12 protein-coding genes and 1 pseudogene are annotated in these 14,536 nt (G+C 70.6%); 11 read left to right on the top strand and 2 right to left on the bottom strand.

Going from position 1 to position 14,536, the window contains the following annotated elements:
- Window position 1: 1 nt before the first annotated feature.
- Genes NK718_RS07980 through NK718_RS07995 form a run of 4 tightly spaced genes read left to right on the top strand, consistent with a single transcriptional unit; the run spans window position 2 to window position 4,666 of the window.
- Window positions 2-2,050, top strand: a complete 2,049-nt coding sequence (locus tag NK718_RS07980; protein WP_254740401.1) for an ABC transporter ATP-binding protein — start codon at window positions 2-4, stop codon at window positions 2,048-2,050.
- Window positions 2,047-2,925 (top strand): ABC transporter permease, encoded by an 879-nt coding sequence (locus NK718_RS07985; RefSeq protein ID WP_254740403.1) that lies wholly within the window; start codon window positions 2,047-2,049, stop codon window positions 2,923-2,925. The genes NK718_RS07980 and NK718_RS07985 overlap by 4 nt, the downstream gene beginning before the upstream one ends.
- Window positions 2,922-3,869, top strand: a complete 948-nt coding sequence (locus NK718_RS07990) for an ABC transporter permease (RefSeq protein ID WP_254740405.1) — start codon at window positions 2,922-2,924, stop codon at window positions 3,867-3,869. Before NK718_RS07985 ends, NK718_RS07990 begins: the two co-directional genes overlap by 4 nt.
- Window positions 3,870-3,874: 5 nt before the next feature.
- Window positions 3,875-4,666: an SDR family NAD(P)-dependent oxidoreductase gene (locus NK718_RS07995; protein WP_254740664.1), complete on the top strand. Its 792-nt coding sequence runs from the start codon at window positions 3,875-3,877 to the stop codon at window positions 4,664-4,666.
- A 7-nt stretch (window positions 4,667-4,673) separates the two neighbouring features.
- On the opposite strand, the gene NK718_RS08000 is transcribed toward NK718_RS07995, so the two are convergent.
- The gene (locus NK718_RS08000) at window positions 4,674-5,429 is read right to left on the bottom strand and encodes a GntR family transcriptional regulator (RefSeq protein WP_254740407.1); all 756 of its coding nucleotides are present in this window, start codon (window positions 5,427-5,429) and stop codon (window positions 4,674-4,676) included.
- Window positions 5,430-5,458: 29 nt separating this feature from the next.
- Here NK718_RS08000 and NK718_RS08005 point away from each other — a divergent pair, with 29 nt between their 5' ends.
- The 6 genes from NK718_RS08005 to NK718_RS08030 all read left to right on the top strand — a co-directional run bounded on the left by NK718_RS08005 (window position 5,459) and on the right by NK718_RS08030 (window position 11,761).
- Window positions 5,459-6,628 (top strand): mandelate racemase/muconate lactonizing enzyme family protein, encoded by a 1,170-nt coding sequence (locus NK718_RS08005; RefSeq protein ID WP_254740409.1) that lies wholly within the window; start codon window positions 5,459-5,461, stop codon window positions 6,626-6,628.
- A 61-nt stretch (window positions 6,629-6,689) separates the two neighbouring features.
- Window positions 6,690-7,928: an ABC transporter substrate-binding protein gene (locus tag NK718_RS08010; RefSeq protein WP_254740411.1), complete on the top strand. Its 1,239-nt coding sequence runs from the start codon at window positions 6,690-6,692 to the stop codon at window positions 7,926-7,928.
- Between the two features lie 53 nt (window positions 7,929-7,981).
- A complete protein-coding gene (locus NK718_RS08015; protein ID WP_254740413.1) occupies window positions 7,982-8,797 on the top strand; it encodes a phytanoyl-CoA dioxygenase family protein in 816 nt (271 codons plus the stop codon).
- A 29-nt stretch (window positions 8,798-8,826) separates the two neighbouring features.
- On the top strand, window positions 8,827-9,945 hold the full coding sequence (locus NK718_RS08020) for an enolase C-terminal domain-like protein (RefSeq protein ID WP_254740415.1): 1,119 nt from the start codon (window positions 8,827-8,829) through the stop codon (window positions 9,943-9,945).
- A 2-nt stretch (window positions 9,946-9,947) separates the two neighbouring features.
- Window positions 9,948-10,898, top strand: coding sequence for a carbohydrate ABC transporter permease (locus NK718_RS08025; RefSeq protein ID WP_254740417.1), 951 nt, complete (start codon window positions 9,948-9,950; stop codon window positions 10,896-10,898).
- A gap of 2 nt (window positions 10,899-10,900) precedes the next feature.
- The gene (locus tag NK718_RS08030; RefSeq protein WP_254740419.1) at window positions 10,901-11,761 is read left to right on the top strand and encodes a carbohydrate ABC transporter permease; all 861 of its coding nucleotides are present in this window, start codon (window positions 10,901-10,903) and stop codon (window positions 11,759-11,761) included.
- Window positions 11,762-11,779: 18 nt separating this feature from the next.
- On the opposite strand, the gene NK718_RS08035 is transcribed toward NK718_RS08030, so the two are convergent.
- The gene (locus NK718_RS08035; protein WP_254740421.1) at window positions 11,780-12,901 is read right to left on the bottom strand and encodes a Gfo/Idh/MocA family protein; all 1,122 of its coding nucleotides are present in this window, start codon (window positions 12,899-12,901) and stop codon (window positions 11,780-11,782) included.
- 1,182 nt (window positions 12,902-14,083) lie between these two features.
- Between NK718_RS08035 and NK718_RS22240 the strand changes: the two are divergent.
- A pseudogene (locus NK718_RS22240) lies at window positions 14,084-14,452 on the top strand (HAMP domain-containing protein); the annotation flags it as partial.
- Between the last annotated feature and the right edge of the window lie 84 nt (window positions 14,453-14,536).

Raw genomic sequence — 14,536 nt, forward strand, 5'->3', positions numbered from 1 at the left:
CATGAAGGTCGATCCCGTCCTGTCCGTGAGGGGACTGCAAGTGAGCTTCGCCGGGGCCGAAGGGCCGGTCCCGGCGGTGCGCGGCGTCGACCTGGACGTGTGGCCCGACGAGGTGCTCGGCATCGTCGGCGAGTCCGGCTCCGGCAAGAGCGTCACGGCGCTCGCAATCGCCGGCCTGCTGGCAGGCAACGCGCAGGTGCGCGGCAGCGTCTTCGTCGACGGCCAGGACGTGGTGCGCGCCTCCCCCGACGAGCTGCGCCGCCTGCGCGCCGAGCGCATCGGCTTCATCTTCCAGGACCCGACGACCACGCTGAACCCGCTGATGACCGTCGGCCGCCAGGTGACGGAGGGCCAGGTCGCCGCCGGGCGGCTGGCGCGCGGCGAGGCCGGCGCGCGCGCCGCCGCGCTCCTGCGCGAGGTCGACATCGCCGATCCCGTCGGGCGGGCGGGGCAGTACCCGCACCAGTTCTCCGGCGGCATGCGCCAGCGCGCGGTGATCGCCATGGCGATGGCGGGCCGCCCGCGCCTCATCATCGCCGACGAGCCCACCACCGCGCTCGACGTGACCGTGCAGGCGCAGATCCTCTCCGTGCTGGCGCGCCGGCAGGCCGAGACCGGGGCGGCGGTGATCCTCATCACGCACGATCTCGGCGTCGTCGCCGAGGTCGCCCACCGCGTCGCGGTGATGTATGGCGGCCGCGTCGTCGAGACCGGGCCGGTGCGCGACATCTTCCGCAACCCGCGCCATCCCTACACCGCCGCGCTGCTCAACTCGATCCCGCGGCTCGACCGCGCCGACTCCAGGCTCGATCCCATCCCCGGCCAGCCGCCCATGCCGGCGGAGCTGCCCTCCGGCTGCGCCTTCGAGCCGCGCTGCGCGCTGGGGCGCGGGCAGCTCGTGTGCCGCGCCAGCGACCCGCCGCTGGAGCCGCAGGGGCCGGCCCAGCGCGCCGCCTGCCACTTCGCCGGGGAGGCCGCCGCGCCCGTCCGCGCCGCCGCGCGGGCGGCCGAGCCGAGGCCGGAGCCGACGGCGGAGCCGCTGCTGATCGTCGACGACTTGCGCGTCCATTACCCCATCCGCGCCGGCGTGCTGCGGCGCACCGTCGGCCACGTGCGCGCGGTCGATGGCGTGTCGCTGTCGGTGCGTCCGGGGGAGACGGTGAGCCTCGTCGGCGAGTCCGGCTGCGGCAAGACGACGACCGGCCGCGCCGTCATGGGCCTGGTGAAGACCGCCGGCGGGCGCATCCTGTTCGACGGGCAGGCGCTGGGGGGGCTCGGCCCCGCCGGCTGGCGCAAGGCGCGCCGGCACATGCAGTACATCTTCCAGGACCCGTACTCGTCGCTCAATCCGGTCAAGCCGGTCGGCGAGGTCGTGGCCGAGCCGCTGCGCATTCACGGCGTCTACGAGGCGCTGGGCGGCGCGCGCTACGTGGCCGGGCTCTTCGAGCGGGTCGGCCTGTCGCCGCGCGTCATGGAGCGCTATCCGCGCGAGTTTTCGGGCGGGCAGAAGCAGCGCATCGGCATCGCCCGCGCGCTCGCTTTGCAGCCGCGCCTGCTCATCCTCGACGAGCCGGTCGCCGCGCTCGACGTGTCGATCCAGGCGCAGATCGTCAACCTGCTGCAGGATTTGCAGCAGGATCTCGGGCTCGCCTATCTGTTCATCGCGCACGACCTCTCGGTGGTGCGCCACATCTCGGACCGCGTGGCCGTGATGTATCTCGGCCGCATCGTGGAGGAGGGGCCGAAGGACGCCATCTACGAGCGGCCCATGCACCCCTACACGCAGTCCTTGCTGTCGGCCGTGCCGACGCCCGACCCGGACGCGCGCCGCCACCGCATCGTGCTCGAGGGCGAGATTCCCAATCCGGCCTCGCCGCCCACCGGCTGCACCTTCCATCCGCGCTGCTTCCGCGCCGACGAGCGGTGCGCGCGGGAGGCCCCGGCCTTCGTCCCCGTGCCGGGCGAGGCGACGCGCGCCGCCTGCCACTACCCCGGGCCGCTGGCCGGCGCGCCGGCGGGCGAGGCGACGTCGCTGGAGGCCGCGTCATGAGGCTGCCGCGCCGCATCCTCGCCTTCGCCGGCCGGCTGCTCTCCCAGCCCGGCCCGCTGGCGAGCGTGCTGTTTCTCGTGGGCCTCGCCTTGCTCGCCGCCTTCGCCGACAGGCTCGGCATCGACCCGCTGGCGCAGGACATCGCCGCCTCGCTCGAGGGCCCGTCGGCGGCGCACTGGTTCGGCACGGACGAACTCGGCCGCGACATTGGCGCGCGCGTCATCCACGGCGCGCGCACCTCGCTCATCACCGCCGCCGGCGCGGTGCTCATCGCCGGCGCGGTCGGCGTGCCGATCGGCCTCGTCGCCGGCTTCTTCGGCGGCTGGCGCGACGCGGCGCTGATGCGCGCCGTCGACGTGCTGATGGCGTTGCCAGGCATCCTGCTCGCCATGGCGCTCATCGCCGTCATCGGGCGCAGCCAGTCGGCGGCGCTGGTGGCGGTGGGCATCACCGGCATTCCCAGCTTCGCGCGGGTCACCCGCGCGCAGGTGCTGTCGCTGCGCAAGCGCGACTTCGTCACCGCCGTCGAGGCGTTCGGCGGCACGCCCGGCTACAACATGTTCCGCACTGTGCTGCCGAACGCGTGGAGCCCCATCCTGGTGCAGGTGGTGGTGCTGTCGTCGGTGGCGATCCTGCTGGAGGCGGCGCTGGCCTTCCTCGGGGTCGGCATCCCGCCGCCCACGCCGAGCTGGGGCGAGATGCTGCGCACGGGCAAGTCCTATCTCCACGACGCGCCGCACTACGCCGTGCTGCCGGGGCTGGTGCTGACGGTGACCATCCTCGCCTTCGACACGCTGGGCCGCGGCATGACGCGCCTGCTGGAGGACCGGGATTCGGGCGCGAGCGGGCTCAAGCTGGAGCAGGCGTCGCGATGATCTCCTACCTGCTGCGCCGCATCCTGCAATTGCTGCCCGTGCTGCTGATCGCCTCGGTGCTTGTGTGGGGGATGATCTACGCCGTGCCGGGCAATCCGGTCGCCGTCATGGTGGGCGAGAACGCCTCGGCCGAGCAGGTGGCGGCCGAGACCGCGCGGCTCGGGCTCGACAGGCCGGTGGCGGTGCAATACGCGGCGTGGCTCGGCAGCGCGCTGCGTGGCGACCTCGGCGCATCGATCCACAGCCGCGAGCCGGTGCTGAAGCTGATCGGCGAGCGCCTGCCCGCCACGCTGCAACTCGCGGCGCTGGCGACGCTGCTGGCGCTGGCGCTCGGCATCCCCGTGGCGCTGGCCGGCGCGGTCGCGCCGAACTCCTGGCTCGACCGTTTGCTGAGCGGCTGGAGCGCGCTGGCGCTGGGCGTGCCGACCTTCTGGCTCGGCATCTTGCTGATCCTGCTCTTCGCCGTCGAGCTGCGCTGGCTGCCCTCCGCGTCGGGCTACGTGGCGTTCTGGGATGCGCCGCTGCAGACGCTGCGCAACACGGCGCTGCCGGCGCTGACGCTCGCCGTCTACGTCTCCGGCATCTTCGCGCGCTTCCTGCGGGCCTCGCTGATCACCGAGCTGAACGCCGACTATGTCCGCACCGCGCGCGCCAAGGGGCTTCCCGAGCGCACGGTGGTGATGCGCCACGCCCTGCGCAACGCGCTGCTGCCCTTCATCACCATCGTCGGCATCATGACGGCGAGCTTCATCGGCGGGGCGGTGGTGACGGAGTCGGTGTTCACCTATCCCGGCATCGGGCGCCTGCTCATCCAGGCGATCAGCTCGCGCGACTATCCGCTGATCCAGGGCTGCATCCTCGTCATCCTCGGCATCTACGTCGCCATCAACGTCGTGGTCGACCTCGTCTACGCCTATGTCGACCCGCGCATCGAGTATTCGTGAGCGCCATGACCGACCTCTCCGACGACGCCCCCGCCAAGCTGTTCGACCTCACCGGACAGGTCGCCCTCGTCACCGGGGCGTCGCGCGGGCTGGGCTGGACGATGGCGCGGGCGCTGGCGGCGGCGGGCGCGGCGGTGGTCATCACCGCCCGCGACGCGGCGACGCTGGAGCGGCGGGCAGGGGAGTTGCGCGACGCCGGCGCGCGCTGCGAGGCGATGGCCTTCGACGTCGCCGACGGCCCGGCGGTCGACGCCGCGGTGGCGGAGACGGGCGCGCGCTTCGGCCGCCTCGACATCCTCCTCAGCAACGCCGGGCTGACCTCGCGCAAGCCGCTGCTGGAGCAGAGCGACGAGGACTGGACGCGCGTCATCGACGCCGACCTCACGGCCGGCTGGCGGCTGGCCCGCGCGGCGGCGCGGCTGATGGTCCCGGCGGGGCGGGGGCGCATGGTGTTCACCTCCTCGATCATGGGCGTGGTGGCGCGCCCCACCGTGACCGGCTACGTGGCCGCCAAGGCGGGCCTGAACGGGCTGGTGCGGGCGCTGGCGGTGGAACTCGCGCCGGCGGGGGTGACGGTCAACGCCATCGCCCCGGGCTATTTCCGGACCGAGGGCAACGAGTCGCTGCGGCGAGGCGACCCCGGCTTCGAGGCGCGGATTTCGGCGCGCACGCCGGCCGGCCGCTGGGGCGAACCGCGCGAACTCGCGGCGGCGGCGCTCTACCTCGCCTCGCCGGCGGCGGGCTACACGACGGGGACGGTGCTGACGGTCGACGGCGGCCTCACCGCCGCGATCTGAGGCGGCTCTAGAAGAAGCCGATGGCGCGCTGCATGGCGCGCCCGAAATGCACTTCCAGCGCGGCTTCGGCGGCCTGCGGGTCGCGCGCCTTGCAGGCCTTGATGATCTCCAGGTGCTCCGTCAGCGTGCGGATCACCAGCGGCGAGGACAGGCGGAACTCGCGGTCGAGCCGCACGAGCTGCACGAAACGCTGGGCCTGCGTGTAGGCGGCCTCGATCATCGGATTGGCCAGGATGGAGACGACCTCCATGTGGAAGCCGAAATCGACGCCCTCCAGCTCCCGCGCCGAGTCCAGCGTCAGCTCGCGCCCGCGCACCGCCTCGATGGCCTCGTGATGGCGCCGCTCGATGTCCTCGATGCGCGGCATCGGCGCGACCTCGGCGAAGCTGCGCACGGCGGCGCGCTCCAGGATCATGCGCAGCTGGTAGGAGTTGCGCACGAGGGAGAAGTCGGGCTTGCGCAGCTCGATGCCGGAGCGGGCGTGGATGGTGAGCCAGCCCTCAGCCTGCAAGACGCGCAGCGCGTCGCGCAGCGGGCCGACCGGCACGCCGAGGATCTTCACCAGCTCGTTCTGCGAGAGAAACGCCCCCGGCTCGATGCGGCGGTCGAACAGCGCCTGGATGAAGCGGTCGCGCGCCACGTCGCCGAGGCTGCGGCCGGACCGGTCGACCTCGAAGGCGGCGGGCTCGGCGGCGGCGTCGTCGGATACCGACAGTCCTGAATCGTCGCTTGCGGCGACCGGGGATTGTGATCTACCTTTCACGCCATCTGATCTATCACAGAGCGTCATTGATGAACAGACGCCTGTCGGGAGAGACGCCGATGCGGATCGAGGGCTTCACGCTCACGCGGTTCCAGTACGCGCGCGACCGGGTGATCGGCGACAGCCAGGTCCATATTGCGCACGCCCACTACGTGACGCTGGAACTGCACGCCGGCGGCCACACCGGCCTCGGCTTCGCCATCAACCTGTTTCACCCGCTGCCCTCGCTCGCCGAGATCGAGCGCATCTTCCGCGAGGAGGCGTGGCCGGGGCTGGAAGGCCAGCCCCCGGCGGGCCTCGTCCACCGCGTGGCGCGGCCGCGCGGCGGCAATGTGCGCCGCATGAGCCTGCCCTTCGAGGAAGCGATCAACCAGGCGTGCTGGGACCTCGCCGCCAAGCAGGTCGGGCTGCCGCTCTACCGGCTTCTCGGCGGCCACGATCCCCACGTGCGCGCCTATGCGAGCGGGCTCGACTACCACCTGAGCGACAAGGATTACTCGCGCTTCTTCGCAGAGGCGGCGGCGCAGGGCTATCGCGGCTTCAAGATCAAGGTCGGCCACCCCGACGTGGAGTGGGACCTGCACCGCCTTCGCCTGCTGCGCGAGGCGGTCGACGGGCTCGGCCCGGTGATGGTGGACGCCAACGAGGCCTGGTCCCCGCGCGAGGCGGTGCGCCGGCTCGACATCTACCGCCGCGCCGGGTTCGACATCCTGTGGGTCGAGGACCCCTGCCTGCGCGACGACTTCGACGGCCTGCGCGAAATCCGCGAAGGCGCGCCGTGGGTGCACGTCAACTCGGGCGAGTACCTCGACCTGCGCGGCAAGCGCAAGCTGATCGAGGCGCGCGGCGTCGACCTGCTCAACGTCCACGGCCATTTCTCGGACGTGATGCGGGCGGGGTGGCTGGCGGCCGAGCACGGCATCCCCGTGACGCTCGGCAACACCATGCTGGAGCTGGGCGTCCACCTCGCCGCCGCGCTGCCGGAGGCGCACTGGCTCGAATATTCGTTCCAGAACTACAACCACCTCGTCGAGGAGCCCGTCGTCTTCAGCGAGGGCTACGCCGTCGCTCCCGAGCGGCCCGGGCACGGCCTCGTGCTGAGCGAGGCGGCGCGGCGCGAGCACGCCTGTCCCGACGTGCGGGACGCGGCGGACCTGCCGCCCGCGCCCCGCAGCAGCCCCATTCGCCTGTCGGCCTGACCGCCGCCGTCGAACGCCGGCCCGCGTGGCCGGCGCGCATCGTCAGAGAGGGGAGGAAATCATGAAGATCGACCGCAGGACCGTCCTGGGCGGACTGGCCGCGGCCCCGCTCGCGGGGCTCGCGCCTGGCCGCGCCTTCGCGCAGAAGGCCGGCATCAACTACTGGCACCACTTCACGTCGACCACGGAGTTCAAGGGGCTGGAGCGCGTGATCGCGCTGTTCAACCAGAAATATCCCGACATCGCGGTGACGCAGGAGAACATCCCGAACCCCGAGTACATGTCCAAGATGACGGCCGCCGTCGTCGCCAACGCGCGGCCGGACACCTGCATGGTGGTGGCCGAGCGCGCCAGCGACCTCGTCGCCATGGGCGGGCTCGTCGACCTCACCGACCGCATCAAGAAGTGGCCGCGCTACGGGGAGTATCCCGACCAGGCCTGGGCCGGCGCGACCGTGAACGGCAAGATCTACGGCATCCCCGCCTTCACCTTCGTGGACTGGATGTACTACCGGAAGGACTGGTTCGCCGAGAAGGGCATCGCGCCGCCCAAGACCTACCAGGAGTTCCTGGAGGCGGCGATCAAGGTCTCGGACCCGTCCAAGAACCGCTACGGCCTCAGCCTGCGCGGCGGCGCCGGCGGCTTCAAGTACGTGCTCGACCTCATCGAGGCGTGGGGCTCGCCGATCGTCCGCGACGGCAAGAACGCGATGGACAAGAAGAAGGCCACCGAGGCGGTCGACTTCTACGCGGGCATCCTGACCAAGCACAAGGCCGCCCCGCCGAGCGCGCCCAACGACAGCTACCGCCAGATCATGGAGGCCTTCAAGACCGGCCAGACGGCGATGGTGTGGCACCATACCGGCTCGCTCACCGAGATCCAGGCCGCGCTGAAGCCCGACCAGTTCGGCACGCTGCCCATGCCGGCCGGCCCGGCCGCGCATATCGCGCGCCTGACCTACCTGTTCAACGGCGTCTCCAACCCCGCCAAGACCGACGCCGACATGCAGTGGATCTCGTTCTGGGCGGAGCCGGAGCCGGCCATCGCCTTCCTCGAGGAGACGGGCTACTTCCCGTCCTCGCCGAAGGTGGCGGCCGACGAGCGCATCACCAAGAACCCGCTCTACACCGCCGCCGTCGAGACGACGAAGTTCGGCCGCCTGCCGCCCACCTTCGTCGGCGTCGCCGGCTGGTCGGAGACGGTCGTGCTGCCGGAGTTCCAGAAGGTGCTGGTCGGCCGCGCCACGGCCGAGCAGGCGGTCGACGCCATGATGGCCGGCCTCGACGCCGCCCTGAAGTAAGCGCAAGCGCCGGGGCCGCCGCGCGCGGCCCCGGCTCCCCCGCGGAGACCGCCATGAACGGGCTGAGCGAGGCCGAGATCCGGACCTACCGGGACGACGGCGTGCTGTTTCCCTTCCCCGTGCTGTCGGACGCCGAGCTGGCCGCCGCGCTGGCGGTGGTCGACCGCATCGACACGTTCCCGGCCGAACAGCGCGCCGGCCTGCTGCTGGCGCGGACGCACTGGGTGTCGAAGACGCTGTGCGATCTGTGCCGCAACCCGCGCATCCTCGACCGCGTGGAAGGGCTCATCGGGCCCAACATCCTCGTCTGGGGCGCCAATTTCTTCCTCAAGGAGCCGCGCTCCCCGGCCTATGTCGGCTGGCACCAGGACGCCACCTACTGGGGGCTGGAGCCGGCCGACATCGTCACCGCCTGGGTCGCTTTGACGCCGAGCACGGTGGAGAGCGGGTGCATGCGCGTCGCGCCGGGCACGCACCGCGGCGGCATCGTCGACCACGTCGAGACCTGGCAGCCGGACAACCTGCTGTCGCGCGGCCAGGAGATCGCCGTCGAGGTCGACCAGGACACGGTCGTCGACGTGGTGCTGCGGCCGGGCGAGATGTCGCTCCACCACGTCAAGATCGCGCACAACTCCGAGCCCAACCGCGCCTCGCATCGCCGCATCGGCTTCGCCATCCGCTACGTCGCGGCGCATGTGCGCCAGGGCTCCGGCGCGCGCGACCTCGCCATGCAAGTGCGCGGCGAGGACCGCTGGAACTATTTCGAGCACGATGAGGGCGCGAAGGGCGAGTTCCTGCCCGAGGACGTCGCCCGCCACGCCGAGGCCTGGGCGGCCGGCCGTCGCGCGCTCGCCAAGCAGGCCGGCTGACCCGTTCGCCGACACAACCGGAGACCGACATGCGCATCACCGACATCCGCTGCTACCTCCTGGAGTCCGATCCGCCGACGCATCACTATCGCTGGCGCACGGGGCTGATGGGCTCGCATGACGGGCTCGTGGCGGGGCGCAAGCAGGTGACGGCGGTGGTCCGCATGGACACCGACGAGGGCATCACCGGCGGCGTGGAGATCGAGTCCTCGGCGCGCTACGCCGCCTCGGTCGCCCTGCTCACCGAGCGGCGGCTGAAGAGCCTGATCGGCGAGGACCCGCTGTCCACCGAGCGCCTGTTTCACCTGATCTGGGAGATCGACCGCGTCGACGAGATGCACATGACGCATCTCGGCATCGTCGACCAGCTCGCCTGGGACATCAAATCGCAGAAGGCCGGGCTGCCGATCTGGCAGATGCTGGGCGGCAACAGCGACAAGGTGCCGGCCTACGCCTCCACCGTGACCTGGGACACGATGGACGAGTACGAGCGCTACATCAAACAGTGCATGGACGAGGGCTTCACCGCGTTCAAGCTGCACGCCTGGGGCGACGCCAAGGAGGACGCGAAGCTCTCGCGCAACCTGCGCAAGTGGACCGGGCCTGACGCCGACCTGATGTTCGACGGCTCCGCCGGCTGGGACTACGTGACCTCGATGTGGTTCGGCCGGGTGCTCGAGGAGTGCGGCTTCCTCTGGTACGAGGAGCCGATGCGCGAGTTCGAGCTGAACTCCTATCGCAAGCTGTGCGACGCGCTCGATATCCCCGTGCTCGCCGCCGAGACGTCCGACGGCTGCCACTGGAACATGGCGACGTGGATCCAGATGGGCGCGCTCGACATGACGCGCGTCAACACCAACTTCAAGGGCGGCTTCACCGGCTCGATGAAGATCGCGCACCTGTCCGACAGCCACGGCATGCGCTGCCAGGTGCACGGCATGGGGCTCGCCAACGCGCAGCTCTGCGCCGCCATCCGCATCAACGACTATTACGAGCAGCTCGTCATCAACGCCGAGCAGATCGCCGGCCTCAAGCGGCTCGGCAAGCTCGCCATCGAAGGCGGCGTGCTCACCGTGTCGCGCGAACCGGGGCTGGGGCACGACATCGACTGGGCCCACGTCGAGCGCGTCGCGCTCCAGGTGGTGTGAGCGTGACCTACGAGGTCGCCCACGGGCCCGCGAAGACGCCGCGCCGCGCGCGCGGCGTGCTGGCGCGCCTGGCCGATGTCTCGGAAACGCGCTTCTGGGCCTACTACCTGCTGCTGCCCAGCCTCGTCGTCATCCTCGCCGTCGTGCTCTATCCCACGCTGTGGGGCATCGGGCTCAGCTTCCGCGAGATGCGGCTGAACCGGCTCGACCTCGGCACCGGCTTCGTCGGCCTCAAGCACTACCGTGCGATGATCGAGGATCCGGTGTTCTGGCTCGCGCTGCGCAACACCGTGGTGTGGACGGTGGGCGCGGCGGTCGGCGAGCTGGCGCTCGGCCTCGCGGCGGCGCTGCTTCTCAACCGCGAGCTTCCGGGCTTCCGCGCCGCGTCCGTCCTCATCCTGCTGCCGTGGTTCCTGCCCAACGTCGTCGCCGGCCACATGTGGGCGCTGATGCTCGACCCGCGGCTCGGCGTCATCAACGACATGCTGGTGCGGGTGGGCGTGCTGAACGTCTACAAGGCGTGGTTCGCCGACCCCGACACGGCGCTGGCCTCCGCGCTGGTGGTCGAGGTCTGGCACGGCTTCCCGTTCTTCGCGCTGCTGCTGCTGGCCGGGCTCAAGGCCATCCCGAACGACCTCTACGAGGCGGCGGCCATCGACGGCGCGGGGGCGGTGAAGCAGTTTCGCTACGTCACCTGGCCGCAGCTGCGCACCATCGTCGTCGCCGCGGTGGTCCTGCGGGTCATCAGCCTCGTCAACTCGCCGGATATCATCCTTATCCTCACCGGCGGCGGCCCCGGCCGCTCGACGCTGCTGCTGTCGCTGCACGCCTTCCTGAAGGTCAACAAGGAGTTCAACTTCGGCTACGGGAGCGCCATCGCGGTGGTGCTGTTCGTGCTGCTGATGGGCTTCTCCTACCTCTATGTCCGCCTCTCCAACGTGATGAGGGACTGAGCATGGTCCATCGCCGCTATTTGCGCACCATGTCGGGCCGCAAGCGCGTCGGCGACGTGCTGGCGATGGCCGCCGTCGCCCTCATCGTGCTGTTCGCGGTGTTCCCGATCGTCTGGGCGTTCCTGATCTCGCTGAAGCCGGAGGAGGACATCGTCACCGCCACGCTGACCTACATTCCAAGGCGCGTGACGTTCGAGAACTACGTGGCGATCTGGACGCGCTCGAACTTCCCGACGCTGATCTCCAACAGCGCGGTGGTGACGCTGATGACGGTGGCGATCTGCACCGTCATCGGCACGCTCGCCTCCTACGCCGTGGCGCGCTACCGCTTCGTCGGGCGGCGCGAGATGATGATGTTCTACCTCGTGGTCCGCATGTTCCCGGCGGTGATGATCATCATCCCGCTGTTCATCCTGATGCGCGGCCTCGGCCTGCTGGACAGCCGCCTGGGGCTGGCGCTGGCCTACACCACCTTCCTCCTGCCGGTGTTCATCTGGATGATGAAGGGGTTCTTCGAGGCGGTGCCGAACGACCTCGAGGACGCCGCGCGCATCGACGGGGCGAGCCGCATCGGAGCCATGGTCCGCGTCGTGCTGCCGCTGGTCGTCGGGGGGCTCGTCGCCACGGCGGTGTTCGTGGCCATCGGCGCGTGGAACGAGTTCCTGTTCGCGCTGATGCTGACGACGAGCACCGGGTCGCGCACCTGGCCGGTCGGCCTGCAGCTGATGGTCGGCGAATTCCAGCTTCCCTGGGGGTCGCTGGCGGCGGGCGGCATCATCTCGATCTTGCCGGTGATGGTGCTCTTCGCGCTGATGCAGCGCGCCATGGTGCGCGGCCTCACCGCCGGCGCGGTCAAGAGCTGAGCGGAGCGGGAAGGGGCCTCAGCCGACCGGCCGCCACGCCCGCTCGCGCGACGACTCGACGGCGGCATCGATCACTTTCTGCACCTCCCAGGCCTCGCGGAAGTCGGGGCCCGTGCGCTCGCCGCCGGCGATGGCGGAGAGGAAGCCCGCCATCTCGATGGTCTTCAGCTCATTGAAGCCGAGCTGGTGGCCCGGCGCGACGCAGAAGCGCCCATAGGGCTCGTGACGCGGCCCGGCCTCGATGCGGGTGAAGCCGGAGGTGAGCGGGTCGGCGCCGGCTCGGAAGAGATGCAGCTCGTTCAGGCGTTCCTGCGTGAAGGCGATCGAGCCCTTGGTGCCGCTGACCTCGAAGCCGAGCTGCATGGTGCGGCCCGTCGCCACCCAGTTCGCCTCGATGAGCCCGCCGCAGCCGCGCGCGAAGCGCACCGTCAGGCGCGCCACGTCGTCGACCTCCACGGCCCGGCGCTCGCGCGCGCCGGGCCCGACCGGGCGTGACGCGATGACGGTCTGGAGGTCGGCGGACAGGCTCTCGATCGGCCCCAGCAAATAGCGGCCCATGGCGATGGCGTGGCTGCCGAGATCGGCCAGCGCGCCCGGCCCGCCGGCCGGATCGAGACGCCACCCCCAAGGCGTGTCCGGGTCCGCCATGAAGCCCTCGGCGTGCTGCGCGCGGAAGCTCAGGATGTCGCCGAGCTCGCCGGCGGCGATCATGTCGCGCGCCAGCCGGATCAGCGGGTTCTTCTGATAGTTGAAGCCGACCTGGGTGACCACGCCGACTGCCTCGGCCGCTTGCACCATGCGCAGCGCCGTCGCCGCGTCGGGGGCCAGCGGCTTCTCGCAGTGAATGTGCTTGCCGGCGCGGGCCGCCGCCACCGCCATGTCGTGGTGAAGCAGGTTGGGCGCGGTGATCGACACCGCGTGGACGGCGGGGTCCTCGACCACGCTTCGCCAGTCCTCGCGCCAGTCGCGGAAGCCGTATTGCGCGGCGGCGGCCCGCGCGGCGGAAGCCACATTGTCGGCGACGGCGACGAGGACGGGGCGCGGCAGCTCGGGATAGACCGCGTGCACGGTGGTCCAGGCCAGCGCGTGGGCCTTGCCCATGAACCCCGTGCCGATCACGCCGATGCCGATCTCGTCCATTCCCGCATCCTCCCCCGGCTTCGCGCCGGCCTCCCGTTGTGCGGCCAGCCGGACGTCGATTCAAGCGGGGGCGAGTCGGGGAGGGACGAACGAACGGGAGATGACCGGCAGGGCTGAGGGGCGATTACAAATGCACGCAAAATGAATGTGTTTTCGACTGGCAAGGTTGCGGCCAATCGCTCAGTACAGTTGGCGCAACAAAAAATGAAGTCGCTGGAATGACATTGCTCAAGTGAGCAAAGCGGAAGCATTGTGCAGCTCAAGCTTCGGTCTAAACAGCTTGAAAATTGTCGACCTACGGGGTTTCCCGTACTAGGTTGACCAGTGGAAATCTTGACCGTTGGGCGGGGAATCGCAAGCAGGGGCTGCGCGGGAGCGGTGGACGCCGACACGGCGACACGGCTCCGGAGCGGCGCGACCGGTTGAACCCGGCCGCCGCGCGCGGCCGCCGGCGCGACCTCGCCTCGCCCCGCGGTCGACCCGCGACCATGGAATCATCCGATGCAAGAGACCAAGCCTTCCCGCTCTCGCCGTAACGGCTCCGGCCGCGTCTCCACCGCCGAGGTCGTGGCGGCCGGCATGAACCTCGCCGTCGAGCGGGGCGGGGGCGGGGGAGGGGGAGGACCGGACGGGTTCGATCTCAACCAGCTGCTCGGCGCCTTGCAGTCGATGCGCATGGGCGACTTCTCGATCCGCCTGCCGGGCGACCAGACCGGGCTCGCCGGCAAGATCGCCGACACCTTCAACGACATCGTCGCCGCCAACGAGCGCATGGCCCAGCAGCTCGCCCATGTCGGCCAGGACGTCGGGCGCGACGGCAAGACGCGCACGCGGGTGCGCTTCGGCCTGTCCAACGGGGCGTGGTCGGACATGGAGAGTTCGGTCAACACCATGATCGACGACCTCTTGTGGCCAACGACCGCCGTGACGCGCACCATCACCGCCGTCGCGAAGGGCGACCTGCTTCAGCCCATGCCGCTCGACGTCGACGGCCGGCCGCTCAAGGGCGAGTTCCTGCGCTCGGCCAAGATCGTCAACGCGATGATCAAGCAGCTCAGCGTGTTCACCTCCGAGGTGACGCGCGTCGCCCGCGAGGTTGGCACCGACGGCAAGCTCGGCGGCCAGGCCCAGGTCAGCGAAGTGACGGGCGTGTGGAAGGATCTCACCGAGAGCGTCAATTCCATGGCCTCGAACCTGACGGGCCAGGTCCGCAACATCGCCGAGGTGACGATCGCCGTCGCCAACGGCGACCTGTCCAAGAAGATCACGGTCGACGTGCGCGGCGAGATCCTGCAGCTCAAGGAGGCCATCAACACGATGGTCGACCAGCTGCGTTCCTTCGCCTCCGAGGTGACGCGCGTGGCGCGCGAGGTCGGCACCGAGGGCAAGCTCGGCGGGCAGGCGCTGGTGCCCGGCGTGGCCGGAACCTGGAAGGACCTCACCGACTCGGTGAACGCCATGTGCGGCAACCTGACCGCTCAGGTGCGCAACATCGCGCAGGTGACGACGGCGGTGGCGCGCGGCGACCTCTCGCGCAAGATCACCGTCGACGTGTCGGGCGAAATCCTCGAGCTGAAGGAGACCATCAACACGATGGTGGACCAGCTCAACGGCTTCGCTGGCGAGGTGACGCGC

It is taken from the genome of Alsobacter ponti, assembly GCF_024294805.1.
In the GTDB taxonomy this organism is placed as follows: domain Bacteria; phylum Pseudomonadota; class Alphaproteobacteria; order Rhizobiales; family Beijerinckiaceae; genus Alsobacter; species Alsobacter ponti.